We start from the raw sequence: 21,126 nt of genomic DNA on the forward strand, positions 1-21,126 counted from the left end.
CGCTAGGTGCGATAGAGCAGGCTCTCCGCCAGATAGTCGGCGACTCGCGCCGGGGAACGTTTTTCAGCCTGAGCATGGGCGTAGACCTCGGTCAGACGCCGGCTGATCTGCGCCAGGTGCGCGGTGATCGCCGGTAGTTCTTCACCGCGATGACGCAGTGCCACATAGATCAGCCCTCCGGCATTGAGCACGTAATCCGGCGCGTAGAGAATCCCGCGAGCTTCCAGCTGGTCGGCTACTTCGGGGCTGGCCAGCTGATTGTTGGCAGCCCCTGCCACCGCTGCGCAGCGCAGGTGAGCGACCGTCTGCGCATTCAGCACACCACCTAGGCCACAGGGCGCGAGAATGTCGCAGGGCGTGGTGAGCAGCGCATCGCTGGTAATCGGGTGTGCCCCCAGTTGCTCGACGGCCAGTTGCACACGCCCGGCATCGAGGTCGCTGACCAGCAGTTCGACGCCAGCGGCATGCAGCGCTTCGGCCAGGGCGAAGCCGACATTGCCCAGGCCCTGAATGGCGACCCGCAGTCCCTCCAGATCGTCGCTGCCAAGGCGCGCCTGGGCGGTGGCGCGAATACCCGCGAATACGCCCAAGGCGGTGTGCGGTGACGGATCACCCTCGCTGGTCGTGCTGGTTGCGTGATTGGTGTACTGGGCGATGCAGTCCATATCGGCACTGGAGGTGCCGCTGTCGATGGCGGTGATGTAGCGTCCATTGAGGGTTTCGATAAAACGCCCGAAGGCTTCGAACAGCGCAGCTCGGCTCTGCAGATGCGGCGGACGGATGATCACCGCCTTGCCGCCACCGTGATCGATACCCGCCAGCGCTGCCTTGTAACTCATGCCCTGAGCCAGACGGATGGCATCGCCAATGGCGCTCTGTTCATCGGCATAGGGCAGGTAACGACAGCCGCCGAGTGCTGGCCCGAAGCGGGTGTTGTGAATGGCGATAACGGCCTTGAGACCGCTGGCCGGATCCTCGGCCAGGTGCAGGGCCTCGAGGCGGGCGGCTTCCATCATGCTGAACATGGGCGAGCTCCCGATCGGATTTCAGGCCTCAGTATAGGAGAGCCACACTGGACGACGACCTTGTCAGGGACTACAAAAGCACAATCCAGTGGAGAATGCGATGAACCCACGCCAAGCCTGCCTGCAGTGCCTGCAACGCGATCCACCCGCCCTGTTCGAGGCGGCGCTGTGGATCGCCGCCGAACACGATGATCAGCTCCAGCCCGCGCAGATCATGAGCGACCTGCACAGCCTGCTTCTACAGGTCAGCGCTGGACTACCCGCCCTGCCCGCTCGCGAACTGGCCCAGCCGCTGCTGCGCCGACTGGCCGAGCTCGATTATCAAGAAGACGACGAAGGCGTGACGCGACCGCGCCATGCCCTGCTGCATGAAGTGCTACGCCGCCGACGCGGCCAGCCGCTGACCCTGGCATTGATTGCGCTGGAAGTGGCGCGCCGCCTGGACATTCCACTACAGGGCGTGAATTTCCCTGGTCATTTCATGCTCCGTGTACCTGGCGCCGATCACCTGCTCGACCCTTGCGGTGGGCGCCGCCTGTACACCCGCGACTGCCGTGACCAGCTCTATCGCCAGCTGGGCCCGGATGTCGAACTCAGCGCTGTGCATCTGCAGACAGCCAATGCCACCGACATGCTGCGACGCCTGTCGCGCAATCTGCGCCTGCTGCATATGCAGCACGATGTCCCGGAAGCAGCCCTCAAGGATGCCGAGCGCGTCCTGCAACTCGGCCCGCCGAACCTGGTCGATCACCTGGCTCGCGCGGATGTCTATCGGCAACTGGATTGCCCACAGGGTGAACGCTATGACCTTGAGCACGCGCTGCTGTTCTGTGAGGACGAGGGTCTGCGCCTGCAGTTGAGCCAGCGCTTGCGCAGCCTGGCACGTGCACCAGCGATGCATTGACGCTGCAGATCAGGCGACTAGGAAGAGCGAAATATCAGGCAGACGCCGCCAAGCTGTGGAAACTGAAGTAGTAACGCAGCGCGTCGATCATCTCGACGTAGTCGGCAGGCGGCGCGACCAGAGCGAACCCGGAGTCGTAGATGCCAGGCGTGACATCTTCACGGCACCACTGGCAGTTGGCGGAGAAGTCGATGAAATGCATGTCATGCTGGCCTGGAATCTTCAGGCGCATGTCGAAGCGTGCGCCGACCAGCATCGGCAACTGACTGATCAGCATCAGACCGTCGAGAGAGACATTGCCGATGGAACCCATCGGTTTGTCGGTGATGCGATTGAACACCTTCAGGTAGTAGGGCAACTGATGGCGTTCGATTCGGCGCTGGCTACGCATAGTGGCAAATCGCTACAAAGGGACTTGAGTATGGCCCTACTACGGCCACTTAACCACCCTCAAGAACAGCGTTGGGCTATCCGCTCGCGCAGCTGGCGACGAGCGGTGTCGGTTTCTGCATCACTGTAGTAGATGCGCTCGCCGCCGGCGCCTTCGCGATAGTAGCGAAAGCCCTCCGGCATCTGCGCCAGGTGTCGGCGCAGATCACGACATTCACTGGCCCGCTCTTCGCGCTGCGCAGCTGCTGTCGCTGCAGCCTGCTGTTGCTCTTCACGGCGCGCATCGTAGAAACGCTGACGACGCTCTTCACGCTCACGCGTATGTTCGTCGCGCTCGATCACCTGCGGCCTGACCTGCACAGTTTCAGCCCCGGCAACGGGCCTTTGGCCGAAATGCACCCGCCCCTGCTCGTCCGTCCAGCGATAGATTTCCGCCGTCACCAGCGTGGGTAGCAGTGCAACGATCAACAACCAGTGACGCATGTTCGTCCTCCATGAGAGACATACGCCAGCTTATACCGCACCGCGTCGCCAAGGAACGCCGGACGACCGAAGGCTCAGAGTGTGGCCGGACTGACCTTGGCCGCCGGCGCCGGGCTGTGATGCCCCAGCTGCTCCAGCGTCTGCAGACGCGCGCGGGCGCGGTAGGCGTACTCGCTGGCCGGATAGCGCGTGATGATGAACTGGTAGGTCTGCGCGGCATCGACGAACAGGCTCTCGCGCTCCAGGCATTGACCGCGCAGCAGGGAAATCTCCGGCTGCAGGTAATTGCGCGAGCGGCTCTTGCGCTCGGCCTGTGACAGCTCCAGCGCGACACGGGCGCAATCGCCTTCGTTGTAGGCGCGATAGGCGTTGTTCAGATGATGATCGAGCGAGACACGGGTGCAACCCGTGGCAACCAGGGCCACGGCCAGAATGATCAGGGTACGCATGGGCAATTCCTCCAATGAGCAGTGTATCGACAGCCCAGGCAAAAACTGAACAGCGGCAAACCTCCGATGTTTTTGTCGGCAGCGCACTGGCGCGGCCAGGGAGCCTGCCTCCTCTGTTCATCGAACCCGCCAGCGCCAGGTCGGCTCGCCCTCTCGAACTGGCGCTAAATCCCCGCATGCGCTGACCCATATCAATGCCGCTCGCCGCAACAGGGTCTGTAATGCAGATACAGACTCCAGGCGAGGACGCTGCCATGAAACTGCAACGACTGTTGGTCGTCATCGACGCCGAACATCAGCAACAACCCGCCCTGCAACGCGCAGCCGATGTGGCACGCAAGACCGGCGCCGAATTGCACCTGTTGCAGATCGAATACCACCCAAGCCTGGAAAGCGGCCTGCTGGACAGCCATCTGCTCAACCGCGCCCGTGAAACCATCCTGCGACAAAGCCACGAGGCCCTGCGCGCCAGCGTCGCTCACCTGAGCGATGAAGGATTCAAGATCGAAGTGGACGTGCGCTGGGGCAAGCGCCGCCATGAAGAGATCCTGTCCCGCGTCGCGGTGCTGCAACCGGACATTCTGTTCAAGTCGACCCATCCCAGCAGTGCGCTGCGCCGCCTGTTGTTCAGTGATACCAGTTGGCAGCTGATTCGTCGCAGCCCGGTGCCGCTGTGGCTGGTACACGACGCCGAACCCCATGGTCAGAGCCTGTGCGCCGCGCTCGACCCACTGCACAGCGCGGACAAACCTGCCGCCCTCGATCATCAGTTGATTGATACCAGCCAGACCCTGCAGGCCGAGCTCGGCTTGCAGACAGAATACCTGCACGCGCAGGCGCCGCTGCCGCGTTCGCTGCTGTTCGACGCCGAGGTAGCGCAGGAATATGAAGACTACGTGACCCAGTGCAGCCGCGAGCACCGCGAGGCCTTCGACAAGTTGATCGCCCAGCATGCCATCGATAGAGCACAAGCCCACCTGCTGAACGGTTTTGCCGAGGAAGTCATCCCCCGTTTCGTGCGTGAGCACAATATCGGCCTACTGGTGATGGGCGCCATCGCCCGCGGCCATCTGGACAGCCTGCTGATCGGCCACACCGCAGAACGGGTGCTGGAACGTGTCGAGTGCGATCTGCTGGTGATAAAACCGCACGGCAAAGGGTAGTGCACAGGAACAATGACTACAGCCCGGCGCCGTAGTAGCCTCCCGGACATAGTTCACTAGGGAGTTCGTGCATGACCTTTCGCCGCACCAAAATCGTCGCCACCCTGGGCCCGGCCAGCAGCTCGCCGGAAGTACTGGAGCAACTGATCCTCTCCGGTCTCGACGTGGCCCGTCTGAACTTCTCCCACGGCACGCCGGACGACCACAAGGCGCGCGCCGCTCTGGTTCGCGAGCTGGCCGCCAAACACGGTCGTCATGTCGCGCTGCTCGGCGACCTGCAAGGCCCGAAGATCCGCATCGCCAAGTTCGAGAACAAGCGCATCGACCTTAAGGATGGCGACCTGTTCCGCCTCTCCTCCAGCCACTCGCGCACGGCCGGCACCCAGGACGTGGTCGGCATCGACTACCCGGCGCTGATCCAGGACTGCGATGTCGGCGACGAACTGCTGCTCGACGACGGTCGCGTGGTCATGCGCGTCGAACTCAAGGGTGCCGACGAGCTGCACTGCCGCGTACTGATCGGCGGCCCGCTGTCGGACAACAAGGGCATCAACCGCCGCGGCGGTGGCCTCACCGCTCCTGCTCTGACCGAGAAAGACAAGGTCGATATCAAGGTCGCCGCCGAGATGGACCTGGACTACCTGGCCGTGTCCTTCCCGCGCGATGCAGCGGACATGGATTACGCCCGTCGCCTGCTCACCGAAGCCGGTGGTACTGCCTGGCTGGTGGCCAAGATCGAACGCGCCGAAGCCGTGGCCGATGATGAAACGCTGGACGGTCTGATCCGCGCCAGTGACGCAGTGATGGTCGCTCGTGGCGACCTTGCCGTGGAAATCGGTGACGCCGAGCTGGTCGGTATCCAGAAGAAGATCATCGCTCACGCCCGTCGCCTGAACAAAGCCGTGATCACCGCCACGCAGATGATGGAGTCGATGATCCACAGCCCGATGCCGACCCGCGCCGAAGTCTCCGACGTGGCCAACGCCGCGCTGGACTATACCGACGCGGTGATGCTGTCGGCCGAAAGCGCCGCCGGCGAATACCCGGTCGAAGCCGTGCAGGCCATGGCTCGCGTGTGCCTGGGTGCCGAGAAACACCCGACCAGCCAAAAATCCAGCCACCGCATCGGTCGCCAGTTCCAGCGTTGCGACGAGAGCGTGGCCCTGGCAACCATGTACACCGCCAACCACTTCCCGGGCGTCAAGGCCATCATCAGCCTCACCGAGAGTGGCTACAGCCCGCTGATCATGTCGCGCATCCGCTCGTCGATCCCGATCTTCGCCTTCACCCCGCACCGCGAAGCTCAGGCTCGCGTGGCACTGTTCCGTGGCGTCTACACCGTGCCGTTCGACCCGGCCTCGCTGCCAGCCAACAAGGTCAGCCAGGCGGCGGTGGACGAGCTGCTCAAGCGCGGCGTGGTCGAGCCGGGCGACTGGGTCATCCTGACCAAGGGCGACAGCTACCACGGTACGGGCGGCACCAACACCATGAAGATCCTTCACGTCGGCGATCCGATGGTGTGATCCCCCCGTGAATGCAAAAGGCCGCTCATCGAGCGGCCTTTTGCGTTTCAGCGGTCTCGCTTCATTTCTGGTTGTAGCTCTGGATCAGGTTGGCGTAAGCCGGCAAGTGGCCGCCGAGGATACCGCCGAACCCTTCGACGTCATTTCGCCAGTCGCGGTGCAGCTCACCACCGACGCTGAACCAGTTGACCAGTTGGGCGCCGGCATGGGCCATGCGTGCCAAGGCGGCATCGCGCACTGCGGTGTTGAAGGTGCCGGAAGCGTCCGTCACCACAAAGACGTCATAACCGGCCTCCAGTGCCGAGAGTGTGGGAAATGCCACGCAAACGTCGGTGACTACACCCGCGATGATCAGTTGCTTGCGCCCTGTGGCCTTGATCGCGTTGACGAAATCCTCGTTATCCCAGGCGTTGATCTGCCCCGGGCGAGCGATGTAGGGCGCATCCGGGAACATGGCCTTGAGCTCCGGCACGATGGGACCATTGGGGCCCGTCTCGAAGCTGGTGGTAAGAATGGTCGGCAGCTTGAAGAACTTGGCGATATCGGCCAGCGCCATGACGTTGTTCTTGAACTCGTCGGGCGAATAGTCGCGCACCAGCGAGAGCAGACCCGCCTGGTGATCGATCAACAATACGACGGCATCGTCCTTGTCCAAACGCTTGTAAGTGAAAGCCATGGGAAAACTCCTGTACGGGTGATGAGGCTGAACCTCGAGACCATTGCGATCTCGAAGGACGCTCAGCCTAGTGGCCAAGGCCGCTGGCAATCGACCGCGCAGAGGGAAAATAGCTTTTCGAAAAAACCGAACAAAAATCCTCGACGAAGGCATTACCCTCGTCCAATCGAATCGGGGGGAGAAGCCCGCACATGAAGCTTGATCTGCAGGAAATCGAAACCTATCTGCGGGTGGTGGAATTGGGTGGCGTAAGCCGGGCAGCGGAAGATCTGGCGCTATCCAAGTCGGTGATCAGCAAGCGTTTGAGCGATCTGGAACAACGTCTCGGTAGCAAACTGCTGCACCGCTCGACACGCAAGGTCACACCGACCGACACCGGCCTGGCCTTCTACCAGCAGGCCAAGCAGGCACTGCTGGAGCTGAGCGAAGCCGCCGAGGCGGCAGCCTTCAATGACAGTGGTCTCTGCGGCCGCCTGAACATGCTGGCACCGATGAGTTTCGGCACGCTCTGGCTGGCGCCGCTGATCGCCGAATTCATGCGCCTGCATCCACAGCTTGAAGTCAGCCTGTATCTTGAGGATCGCATCAGCGATTTCGAGCGCGCAGGGTACGACCTCTGCGTACGGATCTCACGCATCGGCGATAGTGCACTGATCGCCCGCAGGCTCGCCAGCAGCGCCCGGATACTCTGCGCCAGCCCGGAGTACCTGCAAAGGCAAGGCACGCCGGAACATATCGAAGCGCTGCGTGAACACGACTGCATCGGCTACAGCAACGTCGCTTCACGGCAATTCTGGTCCTTCGAAAACGACGATGAGCAAGGCGAACTGGCGAACGTGGCACCACGCGGTCGGTTTTCCAGCAACAACGGCGAAGTCATGCGCGAACTGGTGTTGGCCGGCCAGGGTCTGGCGCTGCTGCCAAGCTTCCTGGTCCACCAGCATCTGAAAGACGGCTCGCTGGTCGAGATACTGCCTCAGGCGCGGCCCAAACCTTACTCCATCTATGCCATGTACCCGCGCTCCCGGCGGGCGTCACGCAAGGTCGTGGCGCTTTGCGAGTTTCTCCAGCAGCGCCTGCTCGAACCGCCTTGGGAATAGATCAGGAAAACCGAGAGAAGTCCGGCTTTCTGCGCTGCATGAAGGCCGTCAACGCCTCGACGGCCTCTGGCGAACGCAGGCGCTGGCCGAACAGGGCGCCCTCCTCCTCGATCACCTGGCGCAGCTGCTCGCGATCCGGGGCGCGCATCAGCCGTTTGCTGTCGGCGACCGCCGATGGCGCCAGCTGGAGAAAACGCAGTGCCACCTCGCGCGCCTTGTTCAGCGTCGCCGCGCCATCCTCCAGCGCCAGGTTGGCGATCCCCCAGGCCGCCGCCTGCTCCCCCGTGAAGGACTGGCCGAGCAACAGCAGTTCGGCAGCGCGTGCGTGGCCCAGCAAGCGCGGCAGGATCAGGCTGGAACCGTACTCGGGGCACAGACCAAGATTGACGAAGGGCATTTTCAACTGCGTGTCACGGCTGACGTAGACCAGATCGCAATGCAGCAACAAGGTGGTGCCGATCCCCACCGCCGGGCCAGCCACTGCGGCGACCACCGGTTTGCTGAACTCGAACAGCGCGCGCATGAACTGAAACACTTCGCTGTTCAATCCGCTGGGCGGCGCCTGGATGAAGTCGGCGACATCGTTGCCGCTGGTAAAGCACACCTCGCCACCAGTGAGTAGCACCACGCGCACGCTGGGGTCGCGCTCGGCTTCGTCCAGTACTTCGGCCATGCCGGCGTACATGGCGCGGGTCAGCGCATTCTTCTTGTCCGGGCGGTGCATGCGCAGGGTCAACAGACCGCCGTCGCGTTCGATATGCAGGTGTTCGCTCATGCAAGGCTCCAATGGGTACGTCGTACGCACCGGCATCGGGCCTGGCCAGCCACGCACAGCCTACGCGCGAGTGAGAAAGACGTCGGCGAGCATCTGGCTGCGCGGCAAACCGGCCATGTAGAGGCGCCGCGCGAAGCTGTCGACCGTCACGGGATGGCCGCAGAGTAAGGCGAGGGTCTGCCGCGAAACAAGGCGCAGTTCGGCCAAAGCAGCCGGCAACTGCGCCGCCGTTACCAGCTCCACCTGGAGGTTGGCGTGCTGCGCCGCCAGTGCCTGAAGTTCGCTCGCCAGGTAGTGTTCAGCCGGCTCATGCGCCACGTGCAGCAGGCGGATGGCGCCTTGGTGCTCCTGACGCAATGCTTCACGCAAGACCCCGTAGAGCGGTGCCAGACCGGTACCGGCGGCCAGGAGCCAGAGCGGTCGCGTCTGCCAGTCGGCGTCGTAATGCAGAGCGCCACCGCGTAGCTCGCCGAGGCGCAGCGTGTCGCCAACCAGCAGGCGCCGCGCCGCATCGCAGAACGCGCCGGGCATACGACAATCGATATGAAACTCCAGGCAGTCGTCCTCGCCCGGCACGCTGGCCAGCGAATAGGGACGAGCCACAGCCTGGTCGCTCCACAGCAGCAGATGCTGGCCGGGGCGATAACGCAACGGCCTGGCCGGCTGTAAGCGCAGGCGTAAAACCTGCGGGCTGGGCCAGTCCAGCGCAGCCACCTTGGCCGCCAGGCCATCACGCTGAGGGTCGAAGGGTTCGACCTGCAGGTCCTCGACCACCTGGCACTGACAGGCCAGGCGCCAGCCCTCGGCGCGCTTGTCGGCCGCCAGTGCCTCGGGCTGGCGATCCAGCGGCTCACCGGCGACGCAGCGCACCAGACAGGCGTGACAACTGCCGGCGCGACAACTGTACGGCACCGCCACACCGCCACCGAGCAAGGCATCGAGCAAGTTGGTTTGTTGGACGACCTGCAACTGCAGAGCACCCACACGCAGTTCAGGCACCCGCGTTCTCCCAGCTGGCATCGCAACGATTGCGTCCGCCGCGCTTGGCCTGGTACAGCGCCTGATCGGCACGCTGCAGGGCTTCATCGAGATCGTCACCGGCAACCAGTAGAGTCATGCCGGCGGAGAGACTGAGATTGTCCACCTTCACGCCCACCGGCTCGGCCCTGGCAAAGGCTTCACGCAGGCGCTCGCAGCAGGCGGTGAACTGGTCGGCATCGGTATTGGGCAATAACAGGACGAATTCCTCACCGCCGTAGCGGGCAATGATGTCGCCGTCACGCAGACAGGCACGGGCAACCGCGGCGAAGGTTTGTAGCACCCGGTCGCCCGCAGCATGGCCATGAGCATCGTTGATTCGTTTGAAATGGTCCAGGTCGATCAGCGCCAGGCCGTGATGCCGCCCGTGGTCCAGATGTTCCAGTTCGCGGGTGGCCAGACGCAGGAAATGGCGGCGGTTGAACAACCCGGTGAGTTCATCGGTGGCGACCAGGTCCTCGAGCTGGCGCATCATCCCGCGCAGGGTGTCCTGATGCGCCTGCAGGGCAAAGCGACGTTGGCGCATGCGCTTGCGCATGGCCTGCACGTAGCTGGAGAACAGGCATAACCAGACCAGCAGGATGAACAGCACCCACACCTGCAACCAGGCCATGCCCGGGTCCACCAACTGCATGCGGTAGGCTTCGATCAGCACCATGGCAGTGAAACCGAAGAAGGCGAAGGCGGCGCAGCGCACGAACACCCGCGGCGGCAGCTGGAACACGCCGAACAGCAGGATCAGTACATAGAACACCATCATCACGCCGCGCGCGCTGTCGAACAGCGCCAGCACCGGCGGCTGCCACGCCAGTGCCACCAGCACCTGGGCTTCGGTCAGGCTCGAATCGTCACAACGCAGGTTACGACCGGAAAGGAACAGCCAGAGGAACACCAATTGACTGCCGAACACGCCCAGGGTCAGCCAGGCGGCGGTGCTGATGGAGCCGAGGAAAAGGCCATTGAACACAGCGAACCAGCAGACAAGCGCCATCATCGCGTAGGTAGCGAAGGCCATGGCGAAGCGTTTGAGCAGGAGGCTCTGCAGGCTGCGTTGGGTTCCCCGGCGAGTCGTTGAGCTCATGGGCTCCATCCCATACTGGCATCTGGCCGTACTCTACCCCTGTGATCACAAAAAACCTAGGCCGCAGTAGGAAACCGCTGAAAATCAGACGAGCCAGTCAGGGCGGGAAAGAACAGGCGAAAACGATCACAATCGCGCCCGAGGTTACTAGCGGTAAATGAGCATTCGACCAGGCTGGCGTTCCGCCTGTTTTAACGTAGCGATGGCAATGCACGACTGCATGGATGCAGGAGGCAGAGCGACGCAGCAAGCCAAAGCCGAGGTTGCTTTGCCGGCGCCCGATAACCGCCCACTGCACTTGCCACCGACCTTCGGCTGCTGTGCCCGACGCGAGCGGGTGCGGTATACTGCCGCGCCTTTTTGGGCGGCTCTGAAGATATCGTCAAGGTGATTTCCAGAGCGGCCCTTCCGCCGTTGCGCCGGGTCGTTGTCCGGCGCTTCCTTGTTGATGTTCCCAGATAGAGGAGCGCCCCAATGACCGTGATCAAGCAGGACGACCTGATTCAGAGCGTCGCCGACGCACTGCAGTTCATCTCCTATTACCACCCCGTCGACTTCATCCAGGCGATGCACGAGGCCTACCTGAAGGAAGAGTCGCCGGCCGCCAAGGACTCCATGGCGCAGATTCTGATCAACTCGCGCATGTGTGCCACCGGCCACCGCCCGATCTGCCAGGACACCGGCATCGTCACCGTGTTCATCAAGGTCGGCATGGACGTGCGCTGGGACGGCGCCACCATGAGCGTCGATGACATGATCAACGAGGGCGTGCGTCGCGCCTACAACCTGCCGGAGAACGTCCTGCGCGCCTCGATCCTGGCCGACCCGGCCGGTGCCCGCAAGAACACCAAGGACAACACCCCGGCGGTGATCCACTACTCCATCGTCCCCGGTGACAAGGTGGAAGTGGACGTCGCGGCCAAGGGCGGCGGCTCCGAGAACAAATCGAAGATGGCCATGCTCAACCCGTCCGACTCGATCGTCGACTGGGTACTGAAGACCGTACCGACCATGGGCGCCGGCTGGTGCCCGCCGGGCATGCTCGGCATCGGTATCGGCGGTACTGCCGAAAAAGCGGCAGTGATGGCCAAGGAAGTGCTCATGGAGCACATCGACATCCACGAGCTGCAGGCTCGCGGCCCGCAGAACCGCATCGAAGAGCTGCGCCTGGAGCTGTTCGAGAAGGTCAACCAGCTGGGCATCGGTGCCCAGGGCCTGGGCGGCCTGACCACCGTGCTCGACGTGAAGATCATGGATTATCCGACCCACGCCGCGAGCCTGCCGGTGTGCATGATCCCCAACTGCGCCGCCACCCGTCACGCGCACTTCGTGCTCGACGGCTCGGGACCTGCCGAACTGGAAGCGCCGGATCTGGACGCCTACCCGGAAATCGTCTGGGAAGCCGGCCCGAGTGCGCGTCGCGTCAACCTCGACACCCTGACCCCGGAAGACGTGCAGAGCTGGAAGCCGGGCGAGACCGTCCTGCTCAACGGCAAGATGCTCACCGGCCGCGACGCTGCGCACAAGCGCATGGTCGACATGCTCAACAAGGGCGAGCAACTGCCGGTGGACCTCAAGGGGCGCTTCATCTATTACGTAGGCCCGGTCGATCCGGTGCGTGAAGAAGTGGTCGGCCCAGCCGGCCCGACCACCGCTACCCGCATGGACAAGTTCACCCGTCAGATCCTCGAACAGACCGGCCTGCTGGGTATGATCGGCAAGTCCGAGCGCGGCCCGATCGCCATCGACGCGATCAAGGACAACAAGGCCGTGTACCTGATGGCCGTCGGCGGCGCCGCCTACCTGGTGGCTCAGGCGATCAAGAAGTCCAAGGTCCTGGCCTTCGAAGAGCTCGGTATGGAAGCCATCTACGAGTTCGAAGTCAAAGACATGCCGGTGACCGTCGCCGTCGACACCAAGGGTGAGTCAGTACACATCACCGGCCCTGCGATCTGGAACAAGAAGATCGCCGAAAGCCTGGCGGTAGAAGTGAAGTAAGCGTCAACGCTGCAAAGCAAAAAGCCCGGCCATGTGCCGGGCTTTTGCGTTTTAGGGCATGAATCCGCAGCCCGTCAGGCGTCCTGCAACAGTTGCCGGCCTCGCGCCAGGTAGCTGTCCATCTCCGCCTGCGGCACCATGCTGCCGCCGGTCGCCCATACCAGATGGGTCGCCTGCGCCATGCGCTGAGGAGTGAGGCCCATGCGCTGGCGATAGCCCTGCTGCTCGCCAAGCACCCGCAGCACACCCGGCATGCCGGCCAGGGCCGAAGGTTCCAGGCGCTGGCCCTCGGTCTGCTCCAACAACGCCAGGTAGCGGAACATCTGTTCATCGCTGACCGTGTAATAACCATCGATCAGGCGCTGCATGGCGCGGCCGACGAAACCGGATGGCCGCCCGACCGCCAGGCCATCGGCAGCCGTGCGGTTGTCGATGCCGAAGTCCTGCACCGCCAGTTCTTCATGCCTGCCGGTGTGCACGCCGAGCAGCATGCAGGGTGAGTGTGTGGGTTCGGCGAACAGGCAGTGCACCGCGTCACCGAACGCCAGCTTCAGGCCGAACGCCACGCCTCCCGGCCCGCCGCCCACGCCACAGGGTAGATAAACGAACAGCGGATGCTCGGCATCGACCACAACGCTGGCTGCCGCCAGTTGCTGCTTGAGACGCTCACCGGCCACCGCATAGCCGAGGAACAGGTGCCTGGAATTCTCGTCATCGACGAAATGGCAGCGCGGATCGGCCTCGGCCTGACGCCGTCCCTGCTCCACCGCAACGCTGTAATCGCTGGCGTACTCGACCACGGTCACGCCATGGGCGCGCAGCTTGTCCTTCTTCCATTTGCGCGCATCGGCGGACATATGCACCGTGGCCCGGAAGCCCAGACGTGCACTGATGATGCCGATCGACAGGCCGAGATTGCCGGTGGACCCCACCGCCACCTGATAGCCACCGAAGAAGTCGCGCATCGCGTCACTGTCGAGGCAGGCGTAATCATCCTCGAGGCTGAGCAGCCCGGCCGCCAGTGCCAGGTCCTCGGCGTGCTTGAGCACCTCGTAGATACCGCCACGGGCCTTGATCGAACCGGAGATGGGCAGGTGGCTGTCGCGCTTGAGCCACAGGGTGCCGATTCCCTCTTCCGTCTGCGCCTCTTCACCGAGCAGCGCCTGCATCTGCGGCAGGGGCAGAATGTCCGACTCGATGATCCCGCCACTGACGGCCGTCTGCGGGAACACCCGGGCCAGATAAGGCGCGAAGCGCGCGAGACGCGCGCAGGCATCGGCCACGTCCGCAGCGCTCAAGCCCACATCGCCCAGCGCCTCGCTGACAGGTGCCACGGCTGGGTTGAACCAGCTGGTTTCACGCAGTGCGATCAGCTCGTCGAGCAACGGATATTGCGCGCGCCACTGGGCGAGCGACTGGCCAAGGATCATCGGCAGCTTCCTCATTACAGGCAGTTAACGGCGCCCATTAGATGATGCCTGTGGCCATCTGGCAAAGGCCGCGACAAGCAGTCAAGCGGAACGATACCCACCCAGACGAGGCCTAATGCGGAAATTGCCAAGGAGTTGCCATGACCTTTTCCATCGTTGCGCGCTGCCCACGTAGTGGACAGTTCGGCGTCGCGGCGGCCACTGCGATGCCCGCCGTCGGCAAACTGCTCAGCCATGCCGCCGCCGGTGCAGGAGCGGTGGCGACCCAGGCGCAGGTCAACCCCTATCTGGGGCTGGATGGCCTGGCGCTACTGCGTCAAGGGTTATCGGCGAAAGAGGCGCTCGAGCGCCTCAAAGGCACCGATCCCTGCATGGAACTGCGTCAATGCGCGTTGATCGACGCCCAGGGCAACAGCCTCTGCTGGACCGGCGAAAAGTGCATTCCCTGGGCCGGTTCGCTGGTCGGCGAGCAGTTCTCCGTACAGGGCAATCGCCTGGTCGGCCCACAGGTGCTGGAGGCAGTAGCCGAAGCCTTCCGCCACGCTGAAAAGCGCCCGCTGATCGAACGCCTGATCGAAGCCCTGGCCGCTGGCGACCGCTGCGGCGGCGACCGGCACGGCGAGTCGTCGGCGGTGATCTATGTGGTCGATCAGGAGGAATATCCGCTGTGGGACATCCGCGTCGACCATCACCTCGACCCGGTGGCCGAGCTGCGCCGCCTGCACGACGTATTCGCCCGCGAAGTGTTGCCCGAAATTCTTGCAATGCCGACGCGCGACAACCCGGCAGGTAAAGCGGCGGAAGACTCGGTCTAGCGCGCGGTGGTGCCGAAACGCCGCCTGTAACCGCCGGGCGATACGCCCACCAGACGGGCGAGTACCTTGCGAAAGGCGCCACTGTCGCGATAGCCCACCTGCCAGGCCACCTGATCGATGCTCTGGCGGGTGAACTCAAGCAGTTCGCGTGCCTTGCTCACACGCAGTTGCTGGCAGTACTCGGTGGGCTTCATCCCGGTGGCGGCGCGAAAGCGGCGCAGAAAGGTTCGCTCGCCCAGGCTGGCACGCGCGGCCATGTCCGCCAGGCCCGCTTCGGCCGCATCCGCCCCCTGCAACCAGTGCTGCACCGCCAGCACGGCAGCATCGCCATGGTCGAGGCTGGGCGCGAAGCTGCTGAAATGGCGCTGCGATTCGCGGTTCAGATCCACCACCAGAAAACGCGCGGTTTCCGCTGCGATGGTCGGCCCCAACAGGCGCGTCACCAGCGCCAGGCCCAGATCGGTCCAGGCCATCAGACCACCAGCGGTAATCAGGTCGCCGTCATCGATCACCATGCGTTCGGGCAACACCCGCACCTGCGGAAAGCGCGCCGCCATCTGCGCCGCCAGCGCCCAATGGATGGTCACCGTGCGGCCATCGAGCAAACCGGCCTCGGCCAGCGCGAAGGCACCGACGCAGACCGGCGCCAGCAGCACTCCAGCGCTGTGCCGCTCACGCAGCTAGTCGCGGTAACAGGCCGCGAGCGGCTGCTCGGCATCGTCATCCAGACAGGGCGGTAGAATCACCACCTGCGGTGTACCGTCGGCTGTGGCAGGCTATCGAACACTCGCTGCAGCCTTGCGCTGTCATCGGCCTGCCAATGACTGATCCGTAGCCGTGGCAAGCCATGCCGTCCCTGGCCGGCGGCCATGCGATTGGCCACCGCGAACAGATCGCCCAACCCGTACACGGCTGCCAGCTGGGCACCGGGATCGAGCAACAAGCCGATCTCCAGACAGCGCTCGCTCATTGTCAGCTTTTCCCCGCAGTTTGTCGGCCTTGCCCATCCCCGCGCTTGCGCCGAGGCGATAAGGTTTGCCGCACATCATCCCACGGAGATAGCCATGAGTAAGCGCGCCCTGATCCTGATCGACATCCAGAACGACTACTTCGCAAACGGCAAGTGGCCGCTCGCAGGCATGGACAGCGCCACCGCCAATGCAGCCCGCGTACTGGCGGCGGCACGCCAGGCAGGCGACAAGGTGATCCATGTATGCCATGAGTTCGAGAGCGCCGACGCGCCTTTCTTAGCGCCTGACAGCGCAGGCGCGAGCATCCATCCGCAGGTACAACCCCTGCCAGGCGAAGCGGTGGTACTCAAGCACCAGATCAACGCCTTTCTCGGCACCGACCTCAAGGCCCAACTGGACGCGGCCGGTATCGAGCAGATCACCCTGGTCGGCGCCATGAGCCACATGTGCATCGACGCCGCCGCCCGCGCCAGTGCCGATTTTGGCTACGCCACGGCGGTGATCCACAACGCCTGCGCCACCCGCGATCAGGAATTCGAGGGGCGCGGCATTGCAGCCGAGCAGGTACATGCGGCCTATATGGCAGCCCTGGCCTTTGCCTATGCCGGAGTAGTCTCGACCGAGCAGTATCTGGCTGACTAGATCAGAGCCAGCACCTCATGACGGGCCCGGCGAGGTTCCGAGTCCGTCGCTTTGCGTTTTGGCGATGCCAAGTTGCAGCTCGAAACGTCAAAACTACGACTCACATAAACGCCATCAAACCGTCAGTCGCTTTATCACTGCCCTCCATCCGCAAGCCCGCAGCAGGCAGGCTTGCAACCGGCCAGTCGGTCTTAAGCTGCTATTTCGAGTGACTCTCGCAAGGGAGAGCAGCCATGTTCAGTTTCCCCTCCTCACACCTGCGTGGTGCCCTGTGCGCCGGCCTGTTTTCTTTGTCCCTGGGGCTCGCTGTGAGCACCCAGGCCGCGCCTTCAAATTCCATGAAAGCCCCTCGCCCAGTGGTCTGGTCGGACTTCCTGGGCCTCAACGTACAACTGCAGTGGTTTCCCGAGCAGACCTATCGACAGCAGATCGCCAAATTGAAGGCACTCGATCTGCAGTGGATTCGCCTGGGCCTGCACTGGGAGCGCATGGAGCCCGCCCCCGACCAGTGGCAATGGACGGACATGGATCGACTGATGCAAGTGATCGAACAGGAGCAACTCAAGCCGCTGGTGTATCTGGTCGGTTCAGCCCCCTTCGCCACTTCCGCACCGGCTGGTGTGAGTAACCCCGATCAGTACCCGCCAACCAACCCGCAGCTGTTCGCCAACAGCTTCGCCACCCTGGCCAGCCGTTACCCTTATGTGAGCGCCTGGCAAGTCTGGAACGAGCAGAACATTCCGCCCTTCTGGCAGCCCGCAGAGGATCCGATCCAGTACCGGCAACTGTTGGAAAGCAGCCTGATCGCACTCACCGCAGCACGGCCTGATGCCACCCCGGTGATAGGCGGCCATGCCTACTACAGCCAGATGCCCGTGCGCGGCGGCCTGATGCTGCAGGCCATGACCCAGCTCGGCAGCGTGAAGCCTGATCGAGTAACCGCCTACCACCCCTACAGCCATGAGCCGGAGGGGGACGTGCCCGGCGCAGGTGATTTCATCGCCAATGCCAATACAGTCAACCAGTATCTGCGGCACTATGGCAGCGGACCTATCTGGGCCACGGAGTTCGGCTGGTCGAGCTATGCCGGGCCAGTGGAACTGCAACCGATCATCGGCGAACAGGGCCAGGCCGACTACATGCTACGGCGCCTGGCGCTGATGAGCGCGATGGATTTCGACCGCATTTTCCTCTTCACCCTTAGCGATCTGGATGCCCGCGCCACGCCACGCGACCAGTTCTATGGCCTGCTGCGCCTGGACGGCAGCGAGAAACCCGCCTACCAGGCACTCAAGCGTTTCCTGCAGATCAGTGGCCCCAACCTCACGCCGCTGAATCCGCCGGCCTTCGCCAATGCGCCGGCAGGTATGCTGAGCATCGCCTGGCAGCGCGCCGACGGGCGTTGGCTGTGGATGTTCTGGGCTCAGGAAAGCGGCACCGTACGTCTGCAGCGCAGTGGCAGCGGCACCCTCTACAACCCGCTGCGCGGCACCAGCCAGAGCGTGCGCTCGAGCGGTGGCAGCATCAACGTCACTGTCGGCCGCGAGCTGCAGATGCTGGTGTTATGAACGACCGAAGCGCTCCAGTTGCATCTCGCGCAAGCGGCTAAGCGTGCGGCGAAAGGCAAAACCGAGGTAGCCCTGGGTGTACAGCTCATCCAGCGCCACCGCGGCCTCGATATACAGCGGCACACGGCGGTCGTAGCACTCGTCGACCAGGGCAATGAAGCGCCGCACTGCATCGTCGTTGCGCGACAGCGCCGGCAACTGCCGATCCCCGGCGTCGACCCGCTCGGCAGCATCCTCGGTGCCGCGGGCGATGCGCCCTTCACGCTGCTCGCCACCCAGGCACGGCACCTCGCCAAGCAGGATGGCCGGGAAGCGCTGGCACAATTCGATGAAATCCACCGCCGCCAATGGCTGCTCGCACAGATCGTGGAAACGGCACCAGAGCGCCGCTAGGCTTTGACCGAGGGTCACCACGCTGCGACGGGCCAACTCCACTGGTTCACGGCCAATGACCTGCCCCTCGCTCATACGGGCGAACAGCTCTCCCAAGGCCTGCGGCTGCCGTACCCAATAACGCTGCACCTCGGCACCGGGATGCAGGCGGTGATCCTGCTCGCCGTCCACCGCCACCACCTGCATATGCGCCTCGAGCGCGGCGATGGCCGGCAGGAAGCGCTCGCGGTTGTAGCCCTCGGCATACAGCTGATCCGGCGGCTGGTTGGAGGTCGCCACCAGCACCACACCCTGCTCCACCACCAGGCTGAGCAGGCGGCCGAGCAGCATGGCATCGCCGATATCGCTGACGAACAGCTCGTCGAAGCACAGCACACGCACCTCACGCCCCAGCTCCTCGGCCAGCAGGCGCAGCGGGTCGGCATTGCCGGTCAGTTGGAACTGGCGGCGATGCACCCACTGCATGAAGTGATGGAAATGCTGCCGCCGTGCCGGTACGCGCAGGCTGGTGTAGAAGCTGTCCATCAGCCAGGTTTTGCCGCGCCCGACCGGCCCCCATAGGTAGACGCCGAGTGGGCGCTCACCGCGATGCACAGCCTCATGACAGTGCTGCAGCGCATCCACGGCACGGCGCTGCGCGGCATCGACCACGAAGCCGGCTGCAAGCGCACGCTGGTAGGCGGCCTGGGGCGAGTCCGGCAGGGCTTGCGGCGCGTTCAACGCAGCACCAGCCGGCCGTCATCGAACTGTCGCGGCCAGTCTCGGCGGGTGAACACCTGGCCCTGCTCGCGCACGCGGCGCACTTCAGCCAGATCAAGGTCGCAGATCAGCCAGTGGCTACGCGTGGGGCACAGCTCTTCGCTCTCGGCGACGATACCGCTGGCCGGCATGCCGTAGTCCGACGGTACGTAAAGCGAAGCGCGGCCGTAGCCTTCGTCGAGCGAAGGCGACCAGGGCGCCAGGCCCACGGTAGGCGAATGCAGCACGGCGATCTGGTTCTCCAGCGCACGGGCCTGGGCGCCGATGCGTACACGGTGAAAACCGGCCACGGTGTCGGTGCAACTGGGTGCCAGGATCAGATCAACGCCTGCCTCGGCCAGGGTATGCGCCAGCAAGGGGAATTCGTTGTCGTAGCAGATCAGGATGCCCAACTTACCCAGCGCGGTATCGAACACCTTCAGCCCGCTACCCGCCGCGATATGCCACTGCTCCAGCTCGAAGCGGGTCATGATCAGCTTGTCCTGAGTACCCAGGCAGCCGTCCGGGCCGAACAGCCAGGCGCGGTTGCGGTAGATGCCGTCGTCATCCAGCACCGCTACGGAACCGGGTTGCAGGTAGAGATTCAACCGCCGCGCCAGGCTCTCGCACAACGCCAGCCAGCGTGGCAGCAGCGGCTGGATACCGGCGATGGAACCGTGCAGGTCACCACGCTCGGCTTCCGGTAACTGGCCGGTCAGCACCAGGCCGGCGTACTCCGGCAGCAGCAACAGTTCAGCGCCCTGCTCAGCCGCTTCCTCGCACAGGGTGGTGAGGTGCTCGGCGTAGGCCTCCCAGGTGGTGAACAGCTCGATATGGTACTGGCAGGCGGCAACCTTGATCATGGGGCAAGCTCCTTCAACCAGAACGACATGGGCTTGGCCGATTCTCCGGCTTCGTCCAGGTCGCGCCAGTGGTACTGGGTGTGCAATTCGGGGTGATGACGGTAGCCGCGGCGTGCCCAGAAGGCATCCAGCGGCTGGTAGTCGGCGGGCCGGCGCGGGTGGTCGGCCGGGCGCTGCAAGGCGCAGAACGCGCACCAGTCGAAGCGACCCAGCGTATGCGCATGGGCCTCGCGCTCGGCAAAGAAACGCACGCCCAGACCACGCCCGCGCCAGGCCGGCAACACCACCGACTCGGCGCAGTAGAAGATCCGCGCCGGGTTCCAGCCCGCGGCAACGAACGGCTGCTGGAATTCATCGGTTTCATCCTGCAGCGGCAGCGCGGTGGAAGCGCCTACTACCTGACCGGCGTCGAGCACCAGCACGCACAGGCTATCGGCACTGCGCACATAGGTGGCCAGGTACTCGGCCTCATAGTCGAGGTTGCCGTCATAGAGGTAGGGAAACTCGCGGAACACCTCGATGCGCAAACGCGCGAGGTCGTCGATATGGGGTTCGATCTCCGCTCCCCGCAGCAGTCGGATATCCATTGCAGTCGCTCGCCAGCAACAGGGTGACGCCAGTAGCTATACCAGCGGTAAACGGCGAACTTATCATGCGGGCCAACCAACCACTAACCACGCTACGAAAGGAACTTAGCCATGACCGCCACCGAACTGGTTCAGGCCTACTACGCCGCCTTCAATGCCGGCGACATGCCCGCCTTTCTCGATCTGCTGGCCGACGACGTGGTGCACGACATCAACCAGGGCGAGCGTCAGGTCGGCAAGGCCACCTTCACCGCCTTCATGGACAAGATGAACCGCTGCTACCGCGAACGCCTGACCGACATCGTGGTGATGCAGAACGCCGCTGGTGACCGCGCCGCCGCCGAATTCATCGTGCATGGCGAATACCTGGCCGACGATGAAGGCCTGCCGCCGGCCAATGGCCAGACCTATGTGCTGCCGGCCGGCGCCTTCTTCGAGATCAAGAACGGCAAGGTGGCGCGCATCAGCAACTACTACAACCTCAATGACTGGGTTGCCCAGGTGGGCTGAAAGG

General features: G+C 63.9%; 21 protein-coding genes and 1 pseudogene. 9 read left to right on the top strand and 13 right to left on the bottom strand.

Going from position 1 to position 21,126, the window contains the following annotated elements; translation table 11 throughout:
- Window positions 1-2: 2 nt before the first annotated feature.
- The gene (locus JWV26_RS03320; RefSeq protein WP_079783128.1) at window positions 3-1,025 is read right to left on the bottom strand and encodes a Leu/Phe/Val dehydrogenase; all 1,023 of its coding nucleotides are present in this window, start codon (window positions 1,023-1,025) and stop codon (window positions 3-5) included.
- Window positions 1,026-1,125: 100 nt separating this feature from the next.
- Here JWV26_RS03320 and JWV26_RS03325 point away from each other — a divergent pair, with 100 nt between their 5' ends.
- Window positions 1,126-1,929 (top strand): SirB1 family protein, encoded by an 804-nt coding sequence (locus JWV26_RS03325; RefSeq protein WP_206418394.1) that lies wholly within the window; start codon window positions 1,126-1,128, stop codon window positions 1,927-1,929.
- Between the two features lie 34 nt (window positions 1,930-1,963).
- Here the strand turns inward: JWV26_RS03325 and JWV26_RS03330 are convergent, their stop codons facing one another.
- The 3 genes from JWV26_RS03330 to JWV26_RS03340 form a co-directional block, all read right to left on the bottom strand.
- Entirely contained in the window at window positions 1,964-2,320 is a 357-nt protein-coding gene (locus JWV26_RS03330) for a PilZ domain-containing protein (RefSeq protein ID WP_100546955.1), read from the bottom strand.
- 59 nt (window positions 2,321-2,379) lie between these two features.
- Window positions 2,380-2,802: a DUF4124 domain-containing protein gene (locus tag JWV26_RS03335; RefSeq protein ID WP_206418395.1), complete on the bottom strand. Its 423-nt coding sequence runs from the start codon at window positions 2,800-2,802 to the stop codon at window positions 2,380-2,382.
- A 74-nt stretch (window positions 2,803-2,876) separates the two neighbouring features.
- A complete protein-coding gene (locus JWV26_RS03340; protein ID WP_084340588.1) occupies window positions 2,877-3,251 on the bottom strand; it encodes a tetratricopeptide repeat protein in 375 nt (124 codons plus the stop codon).
- Between the two features lie 254 nt (window positions 3,252-3,505).
- Here JWV26_RS03340 and JWV26_RS03345 point away from each other — a divergent pair, with 254 nt between their 5' ends.
- A complete protein-coding gene (locus tag JWV26_RS03345; RefSeq protein WP_206418396.1) occupies window positions 3,506-4,414 on the top strand; it encodes a universal stress protein in 909 nt (302 codons plus the stop codon).
- A gap of 71 nt (window positions 4,415-4,485) precedes the next feature.
- The gene (gene pyk, locus JWV26_RS03350) at window positions 4,486-5,937 is read left to right on the top strand and encodes a pyruvate kinase (RefSeq protein ID WP_206418397.1); all 1,452 of its coding nucleotides are present in this window, start codon (window positions 4,486-4,488) and stop codon (window positions 5,935-5,937) included.
- A gap of 61 nt (window positions 5,938-5,998) precedes the next feature.
- Here the strand turns inward: pyk and ycaC are convergent, their stop codons facing one another.
- On the bottom strand, window positions 5,999-6,613 hold the full coding sequence (gene ycaC / locus JWV26_RS03355) for an isochorismate family cysteine hydrolase YcaC (protein ID WP_021490228.1): 615 nt from the start codon (window positions 6,611-6,613) through the stop codon (window positions 5,999-6,001).
- Window positions 6,614-6,804: 191 nt separating this feature from the next.
- On the opposite strand from ycaC, the gene JWV26_RS03360 reads away from it, so the two are divergent.
- Window positions 6,805-7,713 (top strand): LysR family transcriptional regulator, encoded by a 909-nt coding sequence (locus JWV26_RS03360; protein WP_206418398.1) that lies wholly within the window; start codon window positions 6,805-6,807, stop codon window positions 7,711-7,713.
- A gap of 1 nt (window position 7,714) precedes the next feature.
- Here the strand turns inward: JWV26_RS03360 and JWV26_RS03365 are convergent, their stop codons facing one another.
- From JWV26_RS03365 to JWV26_RS03375, 3 genes are read right to left on the bottom strand one after another with little or no spacing between them, the layout of a single operon-like run.
- Window positions 7,715-8,488, bottom strand: coding sequence for an enoyl-CoA hydratase (locus JWV26_RS03365; protein ID WP_206418399.1), 774 nt, complete (start codon window positions 8,486-8,488; stop codon window positions 7,715-7,717).
- Between the two features lie 60 nt (window positions 8,489-8,548).
- The gene (locus JWV26_RS03370; RefSeq protein WP_206418400.1) at window positions 8,549-9,487 is read right to left on the bottom strand and encodes an iron-sulfur-binding ferredoxin reductase; all 939 of its coding nucleotides are present in this window, start codon (window positions 9,485-9,487) and stop codon (window positions 8,549-8,551) included.
- Entirely contained in the window at window positions 9,480-10,607 is a 1,128-nt protein-coding gene (locus tag JWV26_RS03375) for a GGDEF domain-containing protein (RefSeq protein WP_206418401.1), read from the bottom strand. The genes JWV26_RS03370 and JWV26_RS03375 overlap by 8 nt, the downstream gene beginning before the upstream one ends.
- A gap of 474 nt (window positions 10,608-11,081) precedes the next feature.
- Between JWV26_RS03375 and JWV26_RS03380 the strand changes: the two genes are divergently transcribed.
- On the top strand, window positions 11,082-12,605 hold the full coding sequence (locus JWV26_RS03380) for a fumarate hydratase (protein WP_206418402.1): 1,524 nt from the start codon (window positions 11,082-11,084) through the stop codon (window positions 12,603-12,605).
- A 74-nt stretch (window positions 12,606-12,679) separates the two neighbouring features.
- Here JWV26_RS03380 and dsdA read toward each other — a convergent pair whose 3' ends face one another.
- On the bottom strand, window positions 12,680-14,035 hold the full coding sequence (gene dsdA, locus JWV26_RS03385; protein WP_206418403.1) for a D-serine ammonia-lyase: 1,356 nt from the start codon (window positions 14,033-14,035) through the stop codon (window positions 12,680-12,682).
- Between the two features lie 140 nt (window positions 14,036-14,175).
- Here dsdA and JWV26_RS03390 point away from each other — a divergent pair, with 140 nt between their 5' ends.
- Complete coding sequence (locus JWV26_RS03390) at window positions 14,176-14,850, top strand: DUF1028 domain-containing protein (protein WP_206418404.1); 675 nt, start codon at window positions 14,176-14,178, stop codon at window positions 14,848-14,850.
- On the opposite strand, the pseudogene JWV26_RS03395 reads toward JWV26_RS03390, so the two are convergent.
- A pseudogene (locus tag JWV26_RS03395) lies at window positions 14,847-15,820 on the bottom strand (GlxA family transcriptional regulator). The gene JWV26_RS03390 and the pseudogene JWV26_RS03395 sit on opposite strands and share 4 nt — an antisense overlap.
- A 94-nt stretch (window positions 15,821-15,914) precedes the next feature.
- Here JWV26_RS03395 and JWV26_RS03400 point away from each other — a divergent pair.
- Together JWV26_RS03400 and JWV26_RS03405 are read left to right on the top strand one after the other, a co-directional pair.
- Window positions 15,915-16,463 (top strand): cysteine hydrolase family protein, encoded by a 549-nt coding sequence (locus JWV26_RS03400; protein WP_206418405.1) that lies wholly within the window; start codon window positions 15,915-15,917, stop codon window positions 16,461-16,463.
- Window positions 16,464-16,696: 233 nt separating this feature from the next.
- Window positions 16,697-18,031 carry a beta-galactosidase gene (locus tag JWV26_RS03405; RefSeq protein ID WP_206418406.1) on the top strand — a complete coding sequence of 445 codons (1,335 nt, stop codon included), beginning with the start codon at window positions 16,697-16,699 and terminating at the stop codon, window positions 18,029-18,031.
- Here the strand turns inward: JWV26_RS03405 and zapE are convergent.
- Genes zapE through JWV26_RS03420 form a run of 3 tightly spaced genes read right to left on the bottom strand, consistent with a single transcriptional unit; the run spans window position 18,026 to window position 20,612 of the window.
- The gene (zapE, locus tag JWV26_RS03410) at window positions 18,026-19,144 is read right to left on the bottom strand and encodes a cell division protein ZapE (RefSeq protein WP_206418407.1); all 1,119 of its coding nucleotides are present in this window, start codon (window positions 19,142-19,144) and stop codon (window positions 18,026-18,028) included. The two genes, JWV26_RS03405 and zapE, sit on opposite strands and share 6 nt — an antisense overlap.
- Entirely contained in the window at window positions 19,141-20,025 is an 885-nt protein-coding gene (locus tag JWV26_RS03415; protein WP_074916943.1) for a carbon-nitrogen hydrolase family protein, read from the bottom strand. Before JWV26_RS03415 ends, zapE begins: the two co-directional genes overlap by 4 nt.
- The gene (locus tag JWV26_RS03420) at window positions 20,022-20,612 is read right to left on the bottom strand and encodes a GNAT family N-acetyltransferase (RefSeq protein ID WP_196458469.1); all 591 of its coding nucleotides are present in this window, start codon (window positions 20,610-20,612) and stop codon (window positions 20,022-20,024) included. The genes JWV26_RS03415 and JWV26_RS03420 overlap by 4 nt, the downstream gene beginning before the upstream one ends.
- 111 nt (window positions 20,613-20,723) lie before the next feature.
- On the opposite strand from JWV26_RS03420, the gene JWV26_RS03425 reads away from it, so the two are divergent.
- A complete protein-coding gene (locus JWV26_RS03425; protein ID WP_072425796.1) occupies window positions 20,724-21,122 on the top strand; it encodes a nuclear transport factor 2 family protein in 399 nt (132 codons plus the stop codon).
- The last annotated feature ends 4 nt before the right edge of the window (window positions 21,123-21,126 follow it).

Source organism: Ectopseudomonas toyotomiensis, assembly GCF_017167985.1.
GTDB classification, from domain to species: Bacteria; Pseudomonadota; Gammaproteobacteria; order Pseudomonadales; family Pseudomonadaceae; genus Aquipseudomonas; species Aquipseudomonas toyotomiensis.